The sequence below is a fragment of the Pseudomonas sp. MWU13-2100 genome (assembly GCF_023242365.1).
Classification (GTDB): Bacteria; Pseudomonadota; Gammaproteobacteria; order Pseudomonadales; family Pseudomonadaceae; genus Aquipseudomonas.
Genome location: NZ_JALLIX010000001.1, coordinates 19,661 through 39,466, shown reverse-complemented (window position 1 = coordinate 39,466; position 19,806 = coordinate 19,661). Strand labels below are relative to the sequence as shown.

Genomic DNA, 19,806 nt, shown 5'->3' with positions numbered 1-19,806 from the left:
CGTCTCCGAATGGATGCGTCAAATAAAAACTGAAGGGCAACCGCCAGCGCCTCAGATCGAGAACTGCGTGACCACCTTGTTCAATTCCACCGCCAGCTTGGACAGCTCATGACTGGCCGCCAGTGTCTGGTTCGCCGCCGATGAACTCTGGATCGACAGGTCGCGGATACTGATCAGGTTCTGGTCCACCGACCGGGCGACCTGAGCCTGCTCCTCGGAGGCGGTCGCGATCATCAGGTTGCGGTCATTGATCTCGCTGATGGCCTGGGCAATCTCGGACAGGGCTGAACCGGCTTCATGGGCAATCAGCAGGGTCTTGCCAGCTTCTTCGTTGCTGCGCTGCATCGATACCACGGCTTGCCCGGTGCCGGTCTGGATGGCACCGATCATCTGCTCGATTTCCTGTGTCGAGACTTGGGTGCGATGCGCCAGGGCCCTTACCTCATCGGCGACCACGGCAAAACCGCGCCCCTGCTCACCGGCCCTGGCGGCTTCGATGGCCGCATTGAGTGCCAGCAAGTTGGTCTGTTCGGCGATGGCCCGGATCACATCCAGCACCTTGCTGATGCTCTGGGCCTGCTGCGCCAGGGACTCGACTTCCTGACCGGTGGATTTGACCGTCGAACTCAGGGTTTCGATGGAGGCAATCGTCTGGTGCACACGCTCGGCCCCGGTGCGGGTCGACAGTTCCGAACGCTGGGTGGACTGCGACGCCGCCACGGCATTGCGCGCCACTTCCTCGACCGCCGCGGTCATTTCATTGACCGCCGTGGCGGCCTGGTCGGTCTCCAGACTTTGGCGCTGGATGCCGCGATTGGACTCATCGGTGACCGCGCTCATTTCTTCGGCGGCCGAGGCCAGCTGTGCCGACGAGTTGCTGATATGCCTGAGGGTATTTTTCAGGCTGGCCTGCATGGCCGCGGTCGAAGCCTGCAACTCGGCCAACTCGTCCTTGCCGTCCACCGCGACCTCGGTGCGCAGGTCGCCCTCGGCGATTTTCCGGGTCGAGACGAGCAACAAGCGTAGTGGGCCGGTCAGGCTGCGGGTAAAGACAATTGCCAGCGATACCGTCAAGACACAGGAAATGATGATGATGGCAAGGGTCGAATAGAAACCACTGTCGAACTGTTGCCGGGCCGCAATGCCGGACTGCACGGCGCCATCGTCGTTGATTTTTTCCAACGCCTCAATGCTGGTTTGCAGATCGTTGGCCAGGGACGGCATCACGGTATTGAGCAGGTTGATCGCCTCTTGGGCGCCCTTCTCGCCAGAGGCCTGTAACACCTCGACGAGTTTCTGCTCATAAGCGGCGGTCTTGCGTTGCACGGCCTCGTAGTCCGCTTGCTCTTCGGGGCTTGAGACCAAGGGCGCATAGGCCTTGATCTGCTGGGCGAGTGTGCCCCTGAGTTCCTGAATACGAGCAGCCTCGGTCTGCTTCATCTGCGCATCGGTGGCCGTGACCCAGCGAAAGCTTTCCAGGCGTATCCGATAGACAGTCACTTCGAGCCGCCCGGCCTGTCGCAAGCTGGCCATCCAGTTGTCCTGCAACTCGACCGCGGCCTCACGAATCAGATGCATTTTCCATAACGCCAGCAAACCCAAGGTAATCAACAGCAGTGTGACAAAGGCAAAACTCAGAAAAGCGCGTGTGGCAATTTTCAGGTTTCTGACTGACATATCGATTACCCCTTAAAGCGGCATTCCATTGCACTGGAAAAAGCACCCAAAAGAGATATCACTACGATATCACCGTAAAAGACGGCCCGTGAAAAAATCGTAGTTCATAGAATGAGGGATGACTCTAAAGAGCCCGTGTTAAAGTTCGCCGTTGATCCTCCCCAGATTTGGCAACCGACGAATGGCGACGATGGAATTCCAGGCATTTGATACCGCGTTAGAAGACTGGAGCGCCTTGCGTGCCGAAATCCCCTGCAGCGGCCTGTTGATCGGTAACGGCGCAAGCCGGGCGATGTGGCAGGCGTTTGCCTACGAGTCGCTGTTCGAACTGGCCCAGACCACCCGCAACCGTCCGCTGGGGCTGAGCGAACTGGCGGTGTTCAAGGCCCTGGAAACCAGTAACTTCGAACAGGTGCTCAGCGCCCTGAAGAACACCATTCGGGTCAATGCGGCGCTGACCATCAGTTCGTCGTCGCCGCGCAATCGCTATTTCGCGATCAAGGAAGCGCTGATCCATGCGATACGCTCGGTGCATATCCCCTGGAAGCACGTACAGGCCGAGAGCCTGGCGCGGATCAATGGCGAGTTGAGTCGCTACCAGACGCTCTACTCGACCAATTACGACCTGCTCACCTACTGGTCGATCATGCAGGCGCCCGAAGCGTTCGACGACCTGTTCCGCGGCGACGATTCGAGCTTCGACCCGGGCGACACCGACAGCCGCGCTACCCGCGTCCTGTACCTGCACGGCGGTCTGCACCTGGTGAAAAACCTCGATGGCAGCACGCGCAAGCTGACCTCGTCGGAAAGCACCCTGTTGGGCAGTTTCGCGATCAATACCCTGGGCGATGTGCCGTTGTTCGTCAGCGAGGGGAATGCGCAGGACAAGCTCAAGGCGATCCGTCATTCGGATTACCTGTCGTACGGCTACGGGCAGTTGGCCGGGCATCAGGGGGCCCTGTGCATCTTCGGTCACAACCTGGGCGAGCAGGACCGGCACATCGTCCAGGCCCTGCGCGATGCGCGGATCAAGACCCTGGCGATCTCGATCTACCCGCGCAGCCAGGCGTTTATCCAGCATCAGAAGCGCCACTTCACCCAGCTGTTCGAGGGTCGGGAAGTGACGCTGCGTTTTTTCGATGCCAAGAGCCACCCGCTGGGTGACCCGCAATTACGGGTCACCCCCGAGGCCTGAGATACCCGCCCGATGAACAGCAGGAAGCAGCCAGAATGAGCCGCGTCATCGACATCGCACTCGATGCGAACAGCATCGACGCCCTGCTCAATGCCCTGCCGGCCTTGATCCCGGTGAAAACCGTGGTCCTGGAGGATGGTCAGCTCAGGATCGAAAGTCGCAGATAGCCGCCTGCCGGGATCGCGCTGTTTTTACCCCGCGTTCGAACGGACCACGCTGAGCTCCGCTACCTGGGCCCGGCGCTGGCTCAGGTAGCGGGTGCAACTGACCCGCAGGAAGGAAGCGAAATTCAGCACCTCCCCGCGAAAGTCCATCACTTCTTCGTAGAGCCGAGTGATCAGTTGGTTGGTGGTCATGCCGTCGGCCGCGGCGATCTCGCCGAGGATGTCCCAGAACTGGTTTTCCAGGCGCAAGGTGGTCACCACGCCACGGATACGCAGCGAGCGGGAGCGCGATTCGTAGAGAATCGGATCGGCCTTGACGTAGAGCTCACACATGACCCAACCCTCCCTTACAACGTGATCTTGGTACCCAGCAGCCCGAGGAACGCCGCCAGCCAGCTGGGGTGCGCCGGCCAGGCCGGGGCAGTGGCAAGATTGCCCTGGACATGGGCCTGGGTCACTTCGATGTCGATATAACGACCACCGGCCAGCCGCACTTCCGGGGCGCAGGCAGGATAGGCGCTGCACTCACGACCGTCGAGAACCCCCGCCGCCGCCAGCAACTGCGCACCATGGCAGACGGCGGCAATCGGCTTGCCGGCGCGGTCGAAGGCCTGCACCAGTTGCAGGACCTTGTCGTTCAGGCGCAGGTATTCCGGCGCACGGCCACCGGGAATCAGCAGTGCATCATAATCGGCGGCATCGACCTTGGCGAAATCGAAGTTCAGGGCAAACAGATGTCCCGGCTTTTCACTGTAGGTCTGGTCGCCCTCGAAATCATGGATCGCGGTGCGGACAGTCTGGCCGGCACTTTTGTCCGGACACACCGCATGCACCTGGTGACCGACCATCAACAGGGCCTGGAATGGCACCATCACCTCGTAGTCTTCGACGTAATCGCCAACCAGCATCAGAATCTTTTTCGCGGCCATGGGGTGAACTCCTCTGGGTAAACGCTTGGGCAGACAAGAGTAGTCAAGGTAGACCCTTGGCACGCAGGCGGGTAATCGCCGGCTACTACGCAGGCCGCCCACGACAAACTGTATGGACAACTCTCTACCCAGCTGTAAGGGCGAGCCGTCGGGACTTTATGGCTAGATGACAGTCCCTGCTTCCCTGATGACTGGCCAACGTTTATGTCCTCCCGTGAAAATACCGGCATGCTGCTCGGCCTGCTGGGTGTGGTGATCTTCAGCCTGACCCTGCCCTTCACCCGTATCGTGGTGCAGGAAATCCACCCGCTGCTCAACGGCCTCGGGCGCGCCCTGGTTGCAGCCGTCCCGGCGGCGGCACTGCTGCTGTGGCGCCGGGAAAAGTGGCCGAGCCGGAACCAGGTCAAGGGCCTGTCACTGGTAATCCTCGGGGTAATCCTGGGTTTTCCGGTGCTCTCGGCCTGGGCCATGCAGACCCTGCCGGCCTCCCACGGTGCCTTGGTCAACGGCCTGCAACCCTTGTGCGTGGCGTTGTACGCGGCCTGGCTGTCCCACGAGCGGCCATCGAGGGCCTTCTGGGCCTGCGCGGCTCTGGGCAGTGCGCTGGTGCTCGGTTATGCGCTGATCAGCGGTGCCGGGAGTATCCAGTCCGGTGACCTGTTGATGCTCGGCGCCATCGCCGTCGGCGGCCTGGGCTATGCCGAAGGTGGCCGCCTGGCCCGGGAGATGGGCGGCTGGCAGGTGATCTGTTGGGCGCTGGTGCTGTCGGTGCCGATCCTGATCGGCCCGGTGCTGTATCTGGCCTGGCAACACCAGGGCGCGATTTCCGCCAAGACCTGGTGGGCCTTCGGTTATGTGGCGTTGTTCTCGCAGTTTCTCGGTTTTTTTGCCTGGTACGCCGGGCTTGCCCTGGGCGGTATCGCCCGGGTCAGCCAGATCCAGCTGCTGCAGATTTTTTTCACCATCGCCTTTTCCGCGCTGTTCTTCGGCGAACACGTCGAGCCGATTACCTGGCTGTTTGCTGGTGGCGTGATTGTCACCGTGATGCTCGGGCGCAAGACCAGCGTCCGCCCGGCGCAACCGGGCAGCTTGCCAGCGGGGGTTCAGCTCAAGTAGCCATCGGCCCGCAGCAGGGTTTCCAGGCAGTGCTCCTGGATGGCGTAGAACGCCTTGAGCTCTTCGATTTTCGCCAGCAGTAACGCCGGATCCTGCGGTTCGGCGCGCTTGACCGCGAGGATCATCTTGTTCTTGTTGGTGTGTTCCAGGGAAATGAACTCGAAGACCTTGGTCTCGTAGCCGCAAGCCTCAAGGAACAGTGCGCGCAAGCTGTCGGTGACCATCTCCGCCTGCTGCCCCAGGTGCAGACCGTATTGCAGCATCGGCTTGAGCAACGCCGGGCTCTGGATCTGTAGGCGGATCTGCTTGTGGCAGCACGGCGAGCACATGATGATCGCCGCGCCGGAACGGATACCGGTGTGAATGGCATAGTCGGTGGCGATGTCGCAGGCATGCAAGGCGATCATCACTTCCAGCTCGCTCGGCGCCACGCTGCGTACATCGCCGCATTTGAAAACCAGCCCGGGATGCTCCAGGCGCGCCGCCGCCGTGTTGCACAGCTTGACCATGTCCTCGCGCAACTCGACCCCGGTGACCTGCCCTTCGACCTGCAAGGTATTGCGCAGGTAATCGTGGATGGCAAAGGTCAGGTAGCCCTTGCCCGAACCGAAATCCGCGACCCGTACCGGCTGATCGAGCTTGATCGGCGAGTGGCTCAGGGCGTGGGAAAACACTTCGATGAACTTGTTGATCTGCTTCCACTTGCGCGACATCGCCGGGATCAGTTCGTGCTGCGAGTTGGTCACCCCCAAGTCGCGGAGAAACGGCCGGCAGAGCTCCAGGTAGCGGGTCTTCTCGCGATTGTGCTCGACGGACGGCACTTCCCGCGCCTGCTGGGCCTTGCCCTTGAACAGCGTGCTCTTGCCCTTCTTGCTGTACTCCAGCTGCACTTCGTCGGTGAGCGACAGCAGGTGGGCATTCTTGAAGGACGCCGGCAGCAGCCCGGCGATGATCGCCTGGCCTTCGGCAAGGGCGAAGTTCTTGGTGATATCACGGGTCTTGTAGCGATAGACAAAGGACAGGCACGCCTGCTCCTTGACCGTCACCTGCTTGATAATCAGCCGTTGCAGGTCCGCTTCATCACCCACGTACTTGGCCAACACCAGCTTGATAAAGGCGTTCTGGCTCAGGCTGGTGTCCAGCAGGTCGAGAAATTGTCCGTGGTGGTCCGGCGCGGGCTGGGCGGGAGTGGCAGTAGCTGACATGGAAAAAGCGCCTCGGGCGTGCGGGATCTGGATAAGGGGAATGCCGGGCATTTTAGGCGGGATGGAACGCCAGGGCACGGGCTTATTTCGTCATTCGTCCGGATACCGCGCCCGAACCGCGGGCCTCAGCCCAACAGCACCAAGCGGTTGGGCAACTGGTTACGCGCCTGGGTCACCGGCACATGGACCTTGAGCAGTTCGCCGCAGGACTCGATGCAGGTGACAAAGCCCTGCAAGGTCTGCCCTTGTTTGACCCGTTCGGTGAAAGCCTTGACGATGGGCTCCCAGGCGCTGTTGTCGAGTCGCCGGGAAATGCCCTTGTCCACCAGGATTTCAACATAGCGCTCGGCCTCGCAGACAAAAATCAGCACACCGGTACTGTCGACGGTGTGATGCAGGCTTTGTTCGAGAAACTGCCGCCGCGCCAGGCCCGACGCCCGCCAGTGCCGCACCGAACGCGGAATCAGCCGGCTGGTGACCGACGGGATGCGGAACACCAGGCACAACACGATAAAACTGCTCCATTGCACCGCCAACAGGCTGTGGCTGTTCAGCCAGCCGAAGGCCAAATTGATGATCCCCGGCACCAGCAGCGCCACCAGGCTGGCCCACAGCAACGGGATGTAGGCGTAGTCATCGGCACGCCGCGCCAGCACCGTCACCAGTTCCGCATCGGTTTGCTGTTCGACCCGGGTGATCGCCTCGGCGACCTGGCGTTGTTCGTACTCAGTCAGTAAGGCCATGGTTGTGCACGCTCTCTAATAATTAGTGTGGATTACCAACTGCCCGATGAGCCGCCGCCACCGAAACTGCCGCCGCCACTGAAACCGCCGCCGGAACGTCCGCCACCGCCAAAGCCTCCGGAGCCGCCCCGGGGCCCGAAGCCCATCAATTGCATGATCGCGCAGATCAGCACGAAGAGAACCATGAGGAAACCGATCAATACCGGGTGCCGCGAACCGAAATCCCCTTCGGGTTCGGTTTTTTCCAGCAGCGGACTGCCCAGGACCTTGAGCATGGCGTCGACACCGGAACTGATGCCGCTGGAAACGTGGTCGCGCTTGAACTGCGGTACGATCAACTGGTTGATGATCAGGGAAGACTGGGCATCGGTCAGGCGATCTTCCAGGCCATAACCGACTTCAATCCGTACCTTGCGCTCGTCCCGGGCCACGATCAGTAGCGCGCCATTGTTCTTGTCCTTCTGGCCGATCCCCCAGTGACGCCCCAACTGGTAGCCATAATCCTCGATGGTCGCGCCTTGCAGGTTCGCCACGGTCACCACCACGATCTGCTCGCCGGTAGCCTTTTCATGGGCCTGCAACTGCTGGTTCAAGGCCTCGCGCACCGGCGCGTCGATCATCTGGGCGCTGTCCACCACCCGCCCGCTCAGTTCGGGAAACTGCAAATCGGCCCTGGCCACCAGCGCCAGCGTGCAAAGCAACAGCCACAGGGCACCTTTGAAAATACGCATGCCTACCTCGTTCGTGATGAAGCAGGGTCGAGCGTTGCCACGGGCAAGCGCGGCAACGCCCATCGGGTTACTGGAACTTCACCTGCGGCGCTTTCTCAGCGTCCTGGGCGGTCGCTTCGAACGTCGGGCGCAACGGCAGGTTGCTGTACATCAGGCTATGCCAGAGGCGGCCGGGAAAGGTACGGATCTCGGTGTTGTACTTTTCCACACTGAGGATAAAGTCGCGCCGCGCCACGCTGATGCGGTTTTCCGTGCCTTCCAGTTGGGACTGCAGGGCCAGGAAGTTCTGGTTCGACTTCAGGTCCGGGTAACGCTCCGAAACCACCATCAAGCGACTGAGGGCACCGGTCAACTGGCCCTGGGCGTCCTGGTATTGCTTGAGCTTCTCGGGATTGTCCAGGGTGCTGGCATCGACCTGGATCGAGGTGGCCTTGGCCCGCGCCTCGACCACCGCGGTCAGGGTTTCCTGCTCCTGTTTGGCATATCCCTTGACCGTTTCCACCAGGTTCGGGATCAGGTCCGCGCGACGCTGGTACTGGTTCTGCACCTGGGCCCAGTTGGCCTTCACCTGCTCGTCATAAGTGGGAATATTGTTGATGCCGCAGCCGGCCAGCAACGTCGCCAGCAATGCCAGTACGGCGTATCTGCAACTCGAACGTAAGCCCTGTTGTGCCTGCATGTTCGAAACCCTCCTTGAAACCTTAGAAAGAGAAAAATCCCGGGATTTTTCTCACCCGGGACTGGGGCATAATCCGCCACAGCCACTGGAATGTGTGAAGCCAATCAGCTAAAAGATGCCCAGCGCGAAAAACGGTTCATCACGGTGCTGGATTATTAGCACAACAAGAGTCGCTCCCTATAACTAAACAGCCCGGCCAGTGCTCAACGATTGGTCGCCGGACCGGGCTCCGAGATAATCATTCATGAAGAAGTTGTGTTTGCTGGGCCTCGCTATTGGCCTGGCCAGTCTCCCGGTAGTGGCTGACACAAAGCCCGCCGCCCTGGAAAACAAGGACGCTTTCATCGCCCAGTTGATGAAGCAGATGACCCTCGAGGAAAAGATCGGCCAATTGCGTCTGATCAGTATCGGCCCGGAGATGCCCCGGGAATTGATCCGCAAGGAAATCGCCGCCGGCCACATCGGCGGCACCTTCAACTCCATCACCCGTCCGGAAAACCGTCCGATGCAGGACGCGGCCATGCGCAGCCGGCTGAAGATCCCGATGTTCTTCGCCTATGACGTGATCCACGGCCACCGGACCATTTTCCCCATCAGCCTGGCCCTGGCCTCCAGCTGGGACATGGACGCCATCGGTCGTTCCGGGCGCATCGCCGCCCAGGAAGCCAGCGCCGACGGCCTGGATATCACCTTCGCGCCGATGGTCGATATTTCCCGCGACCCGCGTTGGGGCCGGACCTCCGAAGGTTTCGGCGAGGACACCTACCTGGTCTCGCGCATTGCCAAGGTGATGGTCCACGCCTACCAGGGCAAGAGTCCGAGCGAACCGGACAGCATCATGGCCAGCGTCAAGCACTTCGCCCTCTACGGCGCGGTGGAAGGCGGTCGCGACTACAACGTGGTCGACATGAGCCCGGTAAAAATGTACCAGACCTACCTGCCACCTTATCGCGCCGCCCTCGACGCCGGCGCGGGCGGGGTGATGGTCGCGCTGAACTCGATCAACGGCATACCCGCTACCTCCAACACCTGGCTGATGCAAGACCTGCTGCGCAAGGAGTGGGGCTTCAAGGGCCTGGCAGTGAGTGACCACGGGGCGATTTTCGAACTGCTCAAGCACGGCGTCGCCAAGGATGGTCGCGAGGCGGCCAAGCTGGCGATCAAGGCCGGCATCGACATGAGCATGAACGACTCGCTGTATGGCAAGGAACTGCCGGGGCTGATCCAGTCCGGCGAAGTGCCGCAAAGCGACCTGGACAATGCCGTGCGTGAAGTGCTTGGCGCCAAGTACGACATGGGCCTGTTCAAGGACCCGTACCTGCGCATCGGCAAGGCCGAGGACGATCCGGCCGACACCAATGCCGAAAGCCGCCTGCACCGCAGCGATGCCCGGGATATCGCGCGGCGCAGCCTGGTGCTGCTGAAGAACCAGAGCCAGACCCTGCCACTGAAGAAATCAGCGAAGATCGCCCTGGTCGGCCCGCTGGCCAAGGCGCCGATCGACATGATGGGCAGTTGGGCCGCCGCCGGCCTGCCGGCGCAGTCGGTCACCCTGTATGACGGCATGAGCCGCGCCCTGGGCGACAAGGGTCAACTGGTCTACGCCCGCGGCTCGAACATCACCGCCGACAAGAAGGTCGTGGATTACCTGAACTTCCTCAACTTCGATGCCCCGGAAGTGACGGATGACCCGCGCCCGGCGCAGCAGATGATCGACGAAGCGGTCAAGGCCGCGCAGCAGGCCGATGTGGTGATCGCCGCCGTGGGCGAGTCGCGGGGCATGTCCCACGAGTCGTCGAGCCGTACCGACCTGAACATCCCGGCCAGCCAGCGGGACCTGATCAAGGCCCTCAAGGCCACCGGCAAGCCCCTGGTACTGGTGCTGATGAACGGCCGTCCGCTGACCATCGCTCATGAGCAGGACCAGGCCGATGCCGTGCTGGAAACCTGGTTCAGCGGCACCGAAGGCGGCAACGCCATCGCCGACGTGCTGTTCGGTGACTACAACCCGTCGGGCAAGCTGCCGATCACCTTTCCGCGTTCGGTCGGCCAGGTGCCGATGTACTACAACCACCTGACCATCGGCCGGCCGTTCACACCGGGCAAGCCCGGCAACTACACCTCGCAGTACTTCGACGAGGAAAACACCCCGCTGTACCCCTTCGGTTACGGCCTGAGCTACACCGACTTCAGCCTGAGCGACATGGCCCTGTCTTCGACCACGCTGAACAAGAGCGGCAAGCTCGATGCCAGCATCACGGTCAAGAACACCGGCAAGCGTGACGGCGAAACGGTGGTGCAGCTGTATATCCAGCAAGTCGCCGGCTCCATGATCCGTCCGATCAAGGAACTGAAGAACTTCCAGAAAGTGATGCTCAAGGCGGGCGAACAGAAGGTCCTTCACTTCAGCATCGATGAGGAAGACCTGAAGTTCTACAACGCCCAGTTGAAGTACGCCTCGGAGCCGGGCAAGTTCAACGTGCAGATCGGTCTCGACTCGCAGAATGTGACGCAGCAGAGTTTCGAGTTGCTGTAAATTCTGCCACTGGCCGCTCCTGTGGGAGCGGAGCTTGCCCGCGAAAGGGACCTTGAGGTCGCCAAACGCTTCGCGGGCAAGCTCCGCTCCCACAAGTCAGCGCCCACCTGATTCAGCATGCTATCTTTCCCGCCCGTCCCCAGCCTGTCGTTGCCCGTATGTCGCCGATCCCCCGTTTCCTGCGTCTGGCGTTCTATACCCTGCTGATTGCCGCCGGTACCGCCCTGGCCGCCGGCTGGGCCGTACATCGCGCCGAACAACAGGCCCTGGTCGACGACGCCTCACGGGGCAAGACGCAACTGACGCTTTACGCCAACTCGCTGCACACCCTGATCGAACGCTACCGCGCGCTGCCCGCCGTGCTCGCCCTCGACCCGCAATTGCGCGCGGCCCTGGCCGGCCCCGTCGATGCGGAACAACAGGATACCCTGAACCGCAAACTGGAACGGATCAACGGCGCTGCCCGCTCTTCCACCCTGCAACTGCTCGACCGCAATGGCCTGTCGGTGGCCGCCAGCAACTGGAACCAGCCCAGCAGCTACGTCGGTCACAACTACGGCTTTCGCCCCTACTTCAAGCAAACCCGCGTCGAGGGCAGCGGACACTTCTATGCCGTGGGCGTGACCAGCGGCATTCCCGGCTATTTTCTCGCCAGCGCGGTGACCGGCGACAACGGTGAATTCCTCGGAGCCATGGTGGTAAAACTGGAGTTCCCGGAACTCGAGCGTGAGTGGAGCAAGGGCAACGACACACTGCTGGTCAGCGATGCCCGCGACATCGTGTTTATCGCCAACCAACCCGGCTGGCGTTATCGCCTGCTGCGCCCGTTGCGTGACAACGATCGCAGCGAAATCGGCAGCACCCGGCAATATGACAAACAGTCCCTGAGCCCCCTCGAATACCGGCCCTTGCGGATGTTCGGCGACAACAGCTACCTGACCCGGGTCGACGGCCCGGACGGCAGTGCCGACTACCTCTGGGAATCGCAGCCGCTGCCTCCGGAAGATTGGACTCTGCACCTGCTGCGCAAACCGCAGATGGCCGCCGAGGAACGACGCAATGCCGCGCTTGCCGGTGCCGGCCTGTGGCTGACCCTGGTGTTTCTGCTGCTGTTCCTCAGCCAACGCTGGCGTCTGGCGCGCCTGCGCCAGCGCAGTCGCGAAGAACTGGAACGCCTGGTCGAGGAACGCACCCGCGACCTGCGTACCGCCCAGGACGGCCTGGTGCAATCGGCCAAGCTCGCAGCGCTGGGGCAGATGTCCGCCGCCCTGGCCCACGAGATCAACCAGCCGCTGACCGCCCAGCGCATGCAATTGGCCAGCTTGCGCCTGTTGCTCGATCACGGTCGGATCGACGACGCCTACCAGGCTCTCGCGCCGCTGGAGCAGATGTTGACCCGCATGGCGGCCCTCACCGGGCACTTGAAAACCTACGCCCGACAAAGCCCCAGCGGCCTGCGCGAGCCTCTCGACCTGGCCACGGTAGTCGACCAGGCCTTGCAACTGCTGGACCCGCGCTTGCGCGAGGACGCGGTCAGCACGGTGCTGCACCTGACCCGCCCGGCCTGGGTCCGGGGCGATGCCATTCGCCTGGAGCAGGTGCTGATCAACCTGTTGCGCAACGCCCTGGACGCCATGCACGACAAGCCGCTCAAGCGCCTGGAAATCCGTATCGAAGCACGCCCTCCGGTGTGGCTGCTGACCGTGGGCGATAGCGGCGGTGGCATTGCCGAGGAACACCTGAGCAAGGTCTTCGATCCGTTCTTCACCACCAAGCCGGTGGGTGATGGCCTCGGCTTGGGTCTGGCGGTGTCCTACGCCATCGTCCATGAACTGGACGGCCGCCTGAGCGTCGACAATCGCCACGGCGGCGCCCACTTCAGCCTGACCTTGCCTATTGCCCCGGAGATGGACACTCGATGAACGCTGTGATCGTGGTCGATGACGAAGCCAGCATCCGCACGGCCGTCGAGCAATGGTTGCGCCTGTCGGGCTTCCAGGTGCAGACCTTCAGCCGCGCCGAAGAGTGCCTGGCACAACTGCCCCATGATTTTCCCGGGGTGATCCTCAGCGACGTGCGCATGCCCGGCATGGGCGGTCTGGAATTGCTGGCGCGTTTGCAAGCACACGACCGCGACCTGCCGGTGATCCTGCTGACCGGCCACGGTGACGTCCCCATGGCCGTGGAAGCCATGCGCGATGGGGCCTATGACTTCCTGGAAAAACCCTTCAGCCCGCAGACCCTGCTTGCCAGCCTCGCCCGGGCCATGGAGAAACGCCGCCTGGTGCTGGAGAACCGCCAGTTGCATGAACAGGCCGATCAGCGCTCCCGACTCGAGCGCAGCCTGCTGGGGGTTTCCCGCAGCCTGCAAACCCTACGCCGGCAGGTGCTGGAGCTGGCGGCGCTGCCGGTCAATGTGCTGATCCGCGGTGAAACCGGCAGCGGCAAGGAACTGGTTGCCCGTTGCCTGCATGACTTCGGACCGAGGGCCGCCAAGCCATTTGTCGCCCTCAACTGTGCGGCGATTCCCGAGGCCTTGTTTGAAGCCGAGTTGTTCGGCCATGAAAGCGGGGCCTTTACCGGGGCCCAAGGCAAGCGCATCGGCAAGCTGGAATACGCCGATGGTGGCACCTTGTTTCTCGACGAAATCGAAAGCATGCCGCTGGCCCAGCAAGTGAAACTGCTACGGGTGCTGCAGGAGCAGAAGCTCGAGCGGCTGGGTTCGAACCAGAGCATCACGGTGGATCTGCGCATTGTCGCCGCGACCAAGCCCGACTTGCTGGACGAAGCCCGGGCCGGGCGTTTTCGCGAAGACCTGGCCTACCGGCTGACGGTGGCACAGTTGCGCCTGCCGCCATTGCGCGAACGACGCGAAGATATCCCGTTGCTGTTCGAACACTTCGCCTACCACGCGGCCGAGCGAATGGGGCGGACCCCGACGCCATTGAGCGGACCGCAGTTGAGCCGCCTGTTGAGCCATGACTGGCCGGGTAATGTGCGAGAGTTGGCCAATGCCGCCGAGCGCTCGGTACTCGGCCTGGATGAGCCGGAGCCTGACGCAATCGATCCGGGCCAATCCCTGGCGGCGCAGCAGGAAGCCTTTGAAGCGCAATGCCTGCGTTCGGCCCTGAGCCGGCACAAGGGCGATGTCAAAGCGGTACTTGAAGAGCTGCAACTGCCGCGTCGCACCTTCAATGAGAAAATGCAGCGCCATGGCCTGGCGCGCGAAATGTTCCTCAAGGACGAGTGACTGCCCCTTGTGAAGAACGGGCTTGCCCTAATGCCAGTCAGCTAAGAGCGATCTTAAGCCTGGCCGAAATTTGTGGCGAGCGGGCTTGCCCGCGCTCGGCTGCGAAGCAGCCGTAAAAACAGACACCTCGTTCTACCTGATACACCGCAACCACCGGTCTCAGGGCCGCTTCGCGCCCCAGCGCGGGCAAGCCCGCTCGCCACAATCACAATAGAGCGGGTTCACATCGGCAATTTCCCGCTTACCGTTTTATCGCCAATAGGCGGATTTCCGCTCATAAAATCCCGGTGCTCCCCTCTAAACCGGGCCTTCAGTCGTTGGCACAGCTCCTGCTATAGCCCTGGCAGGCTGCGCTCGCGCGCGCTCCACAAAAACAATGACTTGAAGGTTCCCCGATGGATAACTCCGCTACCCTGCCCCTGGGGTCGGCCGCCGTGCCGGCCAAAGAAAGAACCACCGCCAACCGTCTGAAATCGATCTTCAGCGGTTCGGTCGGCAACATGGTCGAATGGTACGACTGGTACGTCTACGCCGCGTTCTCGCTGTACTTCGCCAAGGTCTTCTTCCCCAAGGGCGACACCACCGCCCAACTCCTCAACACTGCCGCGATCTTCGCCGTGGGCTTCCTGATGCGCCCGATCGGTGGCTGGCTCATGGGCCTCTACGCCGACCGCAAGGGACGCAAGGCGGCCCTGATGGGTTCGGTCCTGCTGATGTGCGCCGGCTCCTTGATCATCGCCCTCACCCCCGGCTATGAAACCATCGGCGTCGGCGCGCCGATCCTGCTGGTGGTCGCCCGCCTGATGCAGGGCCTGTCGGTCGGCGGCGAATATGGCACCTCGGCCACCTACCTCAGCGAGATGGCGACCAAGGAACGTCGCGGCTTCTTCTCCAGCTTCCAGTACGTGACCCTGATCTCCGGCCAGCTCATCGCCCTGGCGGTGCTGATCGTGCTGCAACAGACCCTCACCACCGAACAGCTGCAGGTCTGGGGCTGGCGGATTCCGTTCGCCATCGGCGCCCTGTGTGCCGTGGTCGCGCTCTATCTGCGTCGTGGCATGGAAGAAACCGAGTCGTTCACCAAGAAGAAGGAGGCGCCGAAAGAAAGCCTGATGCGCACCCTGATGCGCCATCCCAAGGAACTGATGACCGTGGTCGGACTGACCATGGGCGGCACCCTGGCGTTCTACACCTACACCACCTACATGCAGAAATACCTGGTGAACACGGTGGGCATGAGCATCTCCGACTCCACCACCATTTCGGCGGCGACGCTGTTCCTGTTCATGTGCCTGCAACCGCTGGTCGGGGCGCTGTCGGACAAGATCGGCCGGCGACCGATCCTGATTGCCTTCGGTATCCTCGGGACGCTGTTTACCGTGCCGATCCTCAGCACCCTGCACACCATCCAGACCTGGTGGGGCGCATTCTTCCTGATCATGGCGGCGCTGATCATCGTCAGCGGCTACACCTCGATCAACGCGGTGGTGAAGGCCGAGCTGTTCCCGACTGAAATCCGCGCGCTGGGCGTAGGCCTGCCGTATGCCCTGACCGTCTCGATCTTCGGCGGCACCGCGGAGTACATCGCACTGTGGTTCAAGAGCGTCGGCATGGAAACCGGTTACTACTGGTACGTGACGGCCTGCATCGCCTGCTCGTTGCTGGTGTACGTGACCATGAAGGACACTCGCAAGCATTCTCGGATCGAGACCGACTGAGTACCGACAGCACTGCGCCCCTGTAGGAGCCCGCTTGCCGGCGATGAGGCCCTTGAGGCTTGTAGCGTCGATGTGGACGCCATCGCCGGCAAGCCGGCTCCCACAAGGTTCGGCGGTGTTTTCAGAAGTTGCATTCCCCTCCCTTGCCCCACGCCTTTAGCGCGCGCTCCTGGCGCATTAGCGCGCAGTCGCAAAAGAATTACCTGAATTAATAGTCAGTTAATTTCCAAGCGACATTCTGATCCTACGTTAGATCGACCTGGCCCCGGCCCCTTGGCATCACGTTGAATGCCGACCTTTTCCGGCGCCATATATATCGACTTATACGATCAATTTAAGCGTTTATTTGCGCTTTTTAATCAAATTAACAAGCGTAAAATCGCTTCCATACCCACTGAACACAACACACACCTTCAGGAGCAACCACCATGAAAACCAAACTGATCCTCGCCCTGGCCCTCTCGGTACTGGCTACCAACACCTTCGCTGCCGATGGTTATGACAAAACTCCAGGCGGCGCCTATACCGTGGCTGCCGATGGTTACGACAAGACTCCAGGTGCCAACGCTGTTGCCGCTGACGGCTATGACAAGACCCCTGGTGCCAACGCTGTTGCCGCTGACGGCTATGACAAGACCCCTGGTGCCAACGCTGTTGCCGCTGACGGCTATGACAAGACCCCTGGTGCCAACGCTGTTGCCGCTGACGGCTACGACAAGACCCCTGGTGCCAATGCTGTTGCCGCTGACGGCTATGACAAGACCCCTGGTGCCAACGCTGTTGCCGCTGACGGCTATGACAAGACCCCTGGTGCCAACGCTGTTGCCGCTGACGGCTATGACAAGACCCCTGGCGCTGCTGCCATCAGCTAACCCGTCCGTTAGCCTTGCAGCCCGGCTTCGGCCGGGCTTAGTCATTTCTGGCGGGCAGAAATACAAAGCTTCCAGGCGATGAAGAACTCAAGTGGCGAGCGGGCTTGCCCGCGCTGGGGTGCGAAGCAGCCCTAAAATCAGCGTCCTCATTGTGTCAGGTAGAATGCGATCACAGGTTTTACGGCTGCTTCGCAACCGATCGCGGGCAAGCCCGCTCGCCACAAGTGCGCGGATATCCAACTATCGCATTTCAAAACCCGGCAACGCACACTGTGCACCTGCACTTCCATCCTGCCCGCGGAACCTCGAACCATGTCCGACGCTATCCACTACTACGAACCCGCCAACGGCCACGGCCTGCCCCACGACCCCTTCAATGCCATCGTCGGCCCGCGGCCCATCGGCTGGATCTCCTCGCAGGATGCCGAGGGTCGCCTGAACCTGGCGCCCTACAGTTTTTTCAACGCGTTCAACTACATCCCGCCGATCGTCGGATTCGCCAGCGTCGGCCGCAAGGACAGCCTGAACAACATCGAACAAACCGGTGAGTTCGCCTGGAACCTCGCCACCCGGCCCCTGGCCGAAGCCATGAACCAGAGTTGCGCGGCGGTGCCTGCCGAGGTCAATGAATTCGAACTGGCCGGCCTCACGCCCGCCACCTCGCGGATCATCAAGGTGCCGCGGGTACAGGAAAGCCCGGTGTCGTTCGAATGCAAGGTCACCCAGATCATTCAACTGCAACGGGCGGATCGGGAATTGGTGCCCACCTGGCTGGTGCTCGGCGAAGTGGTCGCCGTGCATATCGCCAAGTGGCTGCTCAAGGATGGGATCTACGACACCGCCGCCGCCGAGCCGATTCTGCGCGGCGGTGGTCCGGCGGACTATTTCCAGTTGGGCCCGGAAGCCCTGTTCAAGATGTACCGCCCACGCGCCTAACGACCAGCGCACGTCCGTGTAGGAGCCAGCTTGCTGGCGATGAGGCCCTTGAGCCTTGCCGCGCCCATCCGGACGCCATCGCCAGCAAGCCGGCTCCTACAAGGACCGTGCCCGGCAAAGGATCAGTTGAAAACCTAGGCGACAGCCCAGGACAGCTCACCCTCTTCGTCGACATCAACCAGACGCGCAAGCTCTTGCGCGGCAGCCTCGTCGGCCTCGAAGGCAGTCTTGAACTTCTGTTCAGCGAGTATTTTGTGAAACCGTGGTGCACCGGAACCGTCCAGGGCTTTCACGGCTATCGCCGCGCTATAACCGCCCTCACCAGGAACCACCGCCGAAACGGCTTCGAAGTGTGTGAATGCTTTACGTGCCATGCCTGTTATCCCGGCCAATTGATTGGCCGGCATTCTAAACCTTCAGCTGGCCAACTGCTGCAAGGCACCGGCGCTGGACAGATGAAAATCGCACTGGGCCCGGGCTGCGCTGACATCGCTGAACGTGTGGAAGTCGAAGCTGTCGACCACCAGTTCCTGGATCAGCTCGGCAAAGACCTGCATCACCGGGGTATTGAAGTAGGCCGTCATGGTCGGTTGGTTGACCCAGAACCCGGACACCAGCCACAAGTCGGCATCGGCCAGGGAGTGCTGCAGGGAAAACTGCAGGCAACCGGGGGCCTGGCGGGAAGGTTCGATCAAGCTGCTCAGCCGTGCGCCCAGCTCGACGGAACGCCCTGGGCGTGCACGAACGAAGGCCATGTGACTGACGGGGATAGGCTTGGACATGCGCGGCGCTCCCGAAGAGAAATTGTACTCGCTCAAACAGTGCGGGGACTGACGGCGACAGGAACAGAGATTAGAGCGTTTGCCGAGGGGGTCGTTAGTCGATTCCTGCCGGCTTATTGCACAATCCTGCCGCAACACCGATTCCCACGACCGCCAATGCCCCGGCCGTCCCGGCTCCTGTCCACGGCGTTTTGAGCAACTTCACGGCCACCAATCGCCTGTAACATGAGCGTCATATGAAAAGACGGCAGAATCAGGCAAGAATTGCGCAGTATTGTCCTGGCGCTGCGGATTGCCCAAACTTAAGCTTGCCCCCATTCGCAATCACCTCCAGGGCCCGCCATGTCCTTGCTCGATCAACCCCAAGTCCCCCTGCCGCTCGAAATGGAAAAGCTGCGCGCGGAACTGGCCGAGATCATCTGCCGCAACACCGGTGAAGACGGTAGCTACGCCACCGCGGTGGGCTCGCTGCACCTGTCGCGCCATAGCCGGCCCCACGAGTTCTCCCCGGTACTGGCCCAGCCGGCCCTGTGCGTCATGGCCCAGGGCCGCAAGGAAGTACGCCTGGGGGACGAGAACTTTGTCTACGACCCGCTGAACTACATGGTGGTCTCGGTTTCCATGCCGATTTGCGGGCGGATCGCCAGTGTCTCGCCGCAACACCCGATCCTCGCCTTGCGCGTGGATATCGATCCGGCCGAGATCAGTGCTCTGATTGCCGAGGCCGGGCCCATGGGCGTGCCCAGTCGGCCGACCGGGCGCGGCTTGTATGTGGAGCGCCTGGACACGCAGATGTTCGATGCCCTGCTGCGCCTGACCCGACTGCTCGACAGCCCGAAAGACATCAACATGCTCGCGCCGCTGATCCGCCGGGAAATTCTCTATCGACTGCTGCGCAGCCCGCAGGGTTACCGGCTATACGAGATCGCCATCGCCAACAGCCAGAGCCATCGGGTCAGCCAGGCGATCAAGTGGCTGAACGGTCATTTCGAGCAACCGCTGCGCATCGACAGCCTGGCCCGCGAAGCCAACCTGAGCGTGTCTACCCTGCACCACCGGTTCAAGGCGATGACCTCCATGAGCCCGCTGCAGTACCAGAAGCAATTGCGCCTGCAGGAAGCGCGACGGCTGATGCTGATCGAAGGCCTCGACGCCTCGGCGGCGGGCTACCGCGTGGGCTATGAAAGCCCCTCGCAGTTCAGCCGCGAATACAGCCGGCTGTTCGGTGCGCCGCCGCTGCGCGACCTGGCGCGGTTGCGCCTGAGTGTCTAGG

Annotated in this window: 18 protein-coding genes and 1 pseudogene; 10 read left to right on the top strand and 9 right to left on the bottom strand. The window is 61.9% G+C overall.

What is annotated here, in order from left to right; translation table 11 throughout:
* Positions 1-51: 51 nt before the first annotated feature.
* Positions 52-1,677, bottom strand: a complete 1,626-nt coding sequence (locus M5B99_RS00190; RefSeq protein WP_248802091.1) for a methyl-accepting chemotaxis protein — start codon at positions 1,675-1,677, stop codon at positions 52-54.
* A 190-nt stretch (positions 1,678-1,867) separates the two neighbouring features.
* Between M5B99_RS00190 and M5B99_RS00185 the strand changes: the two genes are divergently transcribed.
* Both M5B99_RS00185 and M5B99_RS00180 read left to right on the top strand, forming a co-directional pair.
* Entirely contained in the window at positions 1,868-2,872 is a 1,005-nt protein-coding gene (locus tag M5B99_RS00185; protein WP_248802341.1) for a DUF4917 family protein, read from the top strand.
* Positions 2,873-2,931: 59 nt separating this feature from the next.
* Positions 2,932-3,039: pseudogene (locus M5B99_RS00180) on the top strand (iron dicitrate transport regulator FecR); the annotation flags it as partial.
* A 24-nt stretch (positions 3,040-3,063) separates the two neighbouring features.
* Here the strand turns inward: M5B99_RS00180 and M5B99_RS00175 are convergent.
* Both M5B99_RS00175 and M5B99_RS00170 read right to left on the bottom strand, forming a co-directional pair.
* The gene (locus tag M5B99_RS00175; protein ID WP_248802090.1) at positions 3,064-3,369 is read right to left on the bottom strand and encodes a ribbon-helix-helix domain-containing protein; all 306 of its coding nucleotides are present in this window, start codon (positions 3,367-3,369) and stop codon (positions 3,064-3,066) included.
* 14 nt (positions 3,370-3,383) lie between these two features.
* A complete protein-coding gene (locus M5B99_RS00170) occupies positions 3,384-3,965 on the bottom strand; it encodes a DJ-1/PfpI family protein (protein WP_177092810.1) in 582 nt (193 codons plus the stop codon).
* Between the two features lie 204 nt (positions 3,966-4,169).
* Here M5B99_RS00170 and M5B99_RS00165 point away from each other — a divergent pair, with 204 nt between their 5' ends.
* A complete protein-coding gene (locus M5B99_RS00165) occupies positions 4,170-5,081 on the top strand; it encodes a DMT family transporter (protein ID WP_248802089.1) in 912 nt (303 codons plus the stop codon).
* On the opposite strand, the gene M5B99_RS00160 is transcribed toward M5B99_RS00165, so the two are convergent.
* The 4 genes from M5B99_RS00160 to M5B99_RS00145 form a co-directional block, all read right to left on the bottom strand.
* Entirely contained in the window at positions 5,069-6,286 is a 1,218-nt protein-coding gene (locus tag M5B99_RS00160; protein ID WP_248802088.1) for a class I SAM-dependent methyltransferase, read from the bottom strand. The genes M5B99_RS00165 and M5B99_RS00160 overlap by 13 nt on opposite strands.
* Before the next feature lie 125 nt (positions 6,287-6,411).
* A complete protein-coding gene (locus M5B99_RS00155; RefSeq protein WP_248802087.1) occupies positions 6,412-7,029 on the bottom strand; it encodes a TPM domain-containing protein in 618 nt (205 codons plus the stop codon).
* A gap of 32 nt (positions 7,030-7,061) precedes the next feature.
* Positions 7,062-7,760, bottom strand: coding sequence for a TPM domain-containing protein (locus tag M5B99_RS00150; RefSeq protein WP_248802086.1), 699 nt, complete (start codon positions 7,758-7,760; stop codon positions 7,062-7,064).
* Between the two features lie 67 nt (positions 7,761-7,827).
* On the bottom strand, positions 7,828-8,439 hold the full coding sequence (locus M5B99_RS00145; RefSeq protein ID WP_248802085.1) for a LemA family protein: 612 nt from the start codon (positions 8,437-8,439) through the stop codon (positions 7,828-7,830).
* A gap of 244 nt (positions 8,440-8,683) precedes the next feature.
* Between M5B99_RS00145 and bglX the strand changes: the two genes are divergently transcribed.
* The 6 genes from bglX to M5B99_RS00115 all read left to right on the top strand — a co-directional run bounded on the left by bglX (position 8,684) and on the right by M5B99_RS00115 (position 17,751).
* Positions 8,684-10,975 carry a beta-glucosidase BglX gene (gene bglX / locus M5B99_RS00140; protein WP_248802084.1) on the top strand — a complete coding sequence of 764 codons (2,292 nt, stop codon included), beginning with the start codon at positions 8,684-8,686 and terminating at the stop codon, positions 10,973-10,975.
* Between the two features lie 158 nt (positions 10,976-11,133).
* A complete protein-coding gene (locus M5B99_RS00135; protein WP_248802083.1) occupies positions 11,134-12,897 on the top strand; it encodes a sensor histidine kinase in 1,764 nt (587 codons plus the stop codon).
* A complete protein-coding gene (locus M5B99_RS00130) occupies positions 12,894-14,225 on the top strand; it encodes a sigma-54-dependent transcriptional regulator (protein ID WP_248802082.1) in 1,332 nt (443 codons plus the stop codon). The genes M5B99_RS00135 and M5B99_RS00130 overlap by 4 nt, the downstream gene beginning before the upstream one ends.
* 395 nt (positions 14,226-14,620) lie before the next feature.
* Positions 14,621-15,943, top strand: coding sequence for an MFS transporter (locus M5B99_RS00125; RefSeq protein WP_248802081.1), 1,323 nt, complete (start codon positions 14,621-14,623; stop codon positions 15,941-15,943).
* Between the two features lie 428 nt (positions 15,944-16,371).
* Positions 16,372-16,815 carry a hypothetical protein gene (locus M5B99_RS00120; RefSeq protein ID WP_248802080.1) on the top strand — a complete coding sequence of 148 codons (444 nt, stop codon included), beginning with the start codon at positions 16,372-16,374 and terminating at the stop codon, positions 16,813-16,815.
* A 312-nt stretch (positions 16,816-17,127) separates the two neighbouring features.
* Positions 17,128-17,751 (top strand): flavin reductase family protein, encoded by a 624-nt coding sequence (locus M5B99_RS00115; RefSeq protein ID WP_248802079.1) that lies wholly within the window; start codon positions 17,128-17,130, stop codon positions 17,749-17,751.
* Positions 17,752-17,885: 134 nt separating this feature from the next.
* Here the strand turns inward: M5B99_RS00115 and M5B99_RS00110 are convergent, their stop codons facing one another.
* Both M5B99_RS00110 and M5B99_RS00105 read right to left on the bottom strand, forming a co-directional pair.
* Complete coding sequence (locus tag M5B99_RS00110; protein WP_248802078.1) at positions 17,886-18,125, bottom strand: hypothetical protein; 240 nt, start codon at positions 18,123-18,125, stop codon at positions 17,886-17,888.
* Positions 18,126-18,167: 42 nt separating this feature from the next.
* Complete coding sequence (locus M5B99_RS00105; protein WP_248802077.1) at positions 18,168-18,533, bottom strand: putative quinol monooxygenase; 366 nt, start codon at positions 18,531-18,533, stop codon at positions 18,168-18,170.
* Between the two features lie 342 nt (positions 18,534-18,875).
* On the opposite strand from M5B99_RS00105, the gene M5B99_RS00100 reads away from it, so the two are divergent.
* Positions 18,876-19,805 carry an AraC family transcriptional regulator gene (locus M5B99_RS00100; RefSeq protein ID WP_248802076.1) on the top strand — a complete coding sequence of 310 codons (930 nt, stop codon included), beginning with the start codon at positions 18,876-18,878 and terminating at the stop codon, positions 19,803-19,805.
* Position 19,806 lies beyond the last annotated feature (1 nt).

Bases quoted from the DNA above. Each gene is read 5' to 3' on its own strand.
- bglX (WP_248802084.1), top strand. From the start codon at position 8,684: ATGAAGAAGTTGTGTTTGCTGGGCCTCGCTATTGGCCTGGCCAGTCTC.
- M5B99_RS00110 (WP_248802078.1), bottom strand. From the start codon at position 18,125: ATGGCACGTAAAGCATTCACACACTTCGAAGCCGTTTCGGCGGTGGTT.
- M5B99_RS00165 (WP_248802089.1), top strand. From the start codon at position 4,170: ATGTCCTCCCGTGAAAATACCGGCATGCTGCTCGGCCTGCTGGGTGTG.
- M5B99_RS00125 (WP_248802081.1), top strand. From the start codon at position 14,621: ATGGATAACTCCGCTACCCTGCCCCTGGGGTCGGCCGCCGTGCCGGCC.
- M5B99_RS00155 (WP_248802087.1), bottom strand. From the start codon at position 7,029: ATGGCCTTACTGACTGAGTACGAACAACGCCAGGTCGCCGAGGCGATC.
- M5B99_RS00130 (WP_248802082.1), top strand. From the start codon at position 12,894: ATGAACGCTGTGATCGTGGTCGATGACGAAGCCAGCATCCGCACGGCC.
- M5B99_RS00185 (WP_248802341.1), top strand. From the start codon at position 1,868: ATGGAATTCCAGGCATTTGATACCGCGTTAGAAGACTGGAGCGCCTTG.
- M5B99_RS00100 (WP_248802076.1), top strand. From the start codon at position 18,876: ATGTCCTTGCTCGATCAACCCCAAGTCCCCCTGCCGCTCGAAATGGAA.
- M5B99_RS00170 (WP_177092810.1), bottom strand. From the start codon at position 3,965: ATGGCCGCGAAAAAGATTCTGATGCTGGTTGGCGATTACGTCGAAGAC.
- M5B99_RS00120 (WP_248802080.1), top strand. From the start codon at position 16,372: ATGAAAACCAAACTGATCCTCGCCCTGGCCCTCTCGGTACTGGCTACC.
- M5B99_RS00190 (WP_248802091.1), bottom strand. From the start codon at position 1,677: ATGTCAGTCAGAAACCTGAAAATTGCCACACGCGCTTTTCTGAGTTTT.
- M5B99_RS00145 (WP_248802085.1), bottom strand. From the start codon at position 8,439: ATGCAGGCACAACAGGGCTTACGTTCGAGTTGCAGATACGCCGTACTG.
- M5B99_RS00105 (WP_248802077.1), bottom strand. From the start codon at position 18,533: ATGTCCAAGCCTATCCCCGTCAGTCACATGGCCTTCGTTCGTGCACGC.
- M5B99_RS00160 (WP_248802088.1), bottom strand. From the start codon at position 6,286: ATGTCAGCTACTGCCACTCCCGCCCAGCCCGCGCCGGACCACCACGGA.
- M5B99_RS00150 (WP_248802086.1), bottom strand. From the start codon at position 7,760: ATGCGTATTTTCAAAGGTGCCCTGTGGCTGTTGCTTTGCACGCTGGCG.
- M5B99_RS00135 (WP_248802083.1), top strand. From the start codon at position 11,134: ATGTCGCCGATCCCCCGTTTCCTGCGTCTGGCGTTCTATACCCTGCTG.
- M5B99_RS00175 (WP_248802090.1), bottom strand. From the start codon at position 3,369: ATGTGTGAGCTCTACGTCAAGGCCGATCCGATTCTCTACGAATCGCGC.
- M5B99_RS00115 (WP_248802079.1), top strand. From the start codon at position 17,128: ATGTCCGACGCTATCCACTACTACGAACCCGCCAACGGCCACGGCCTG.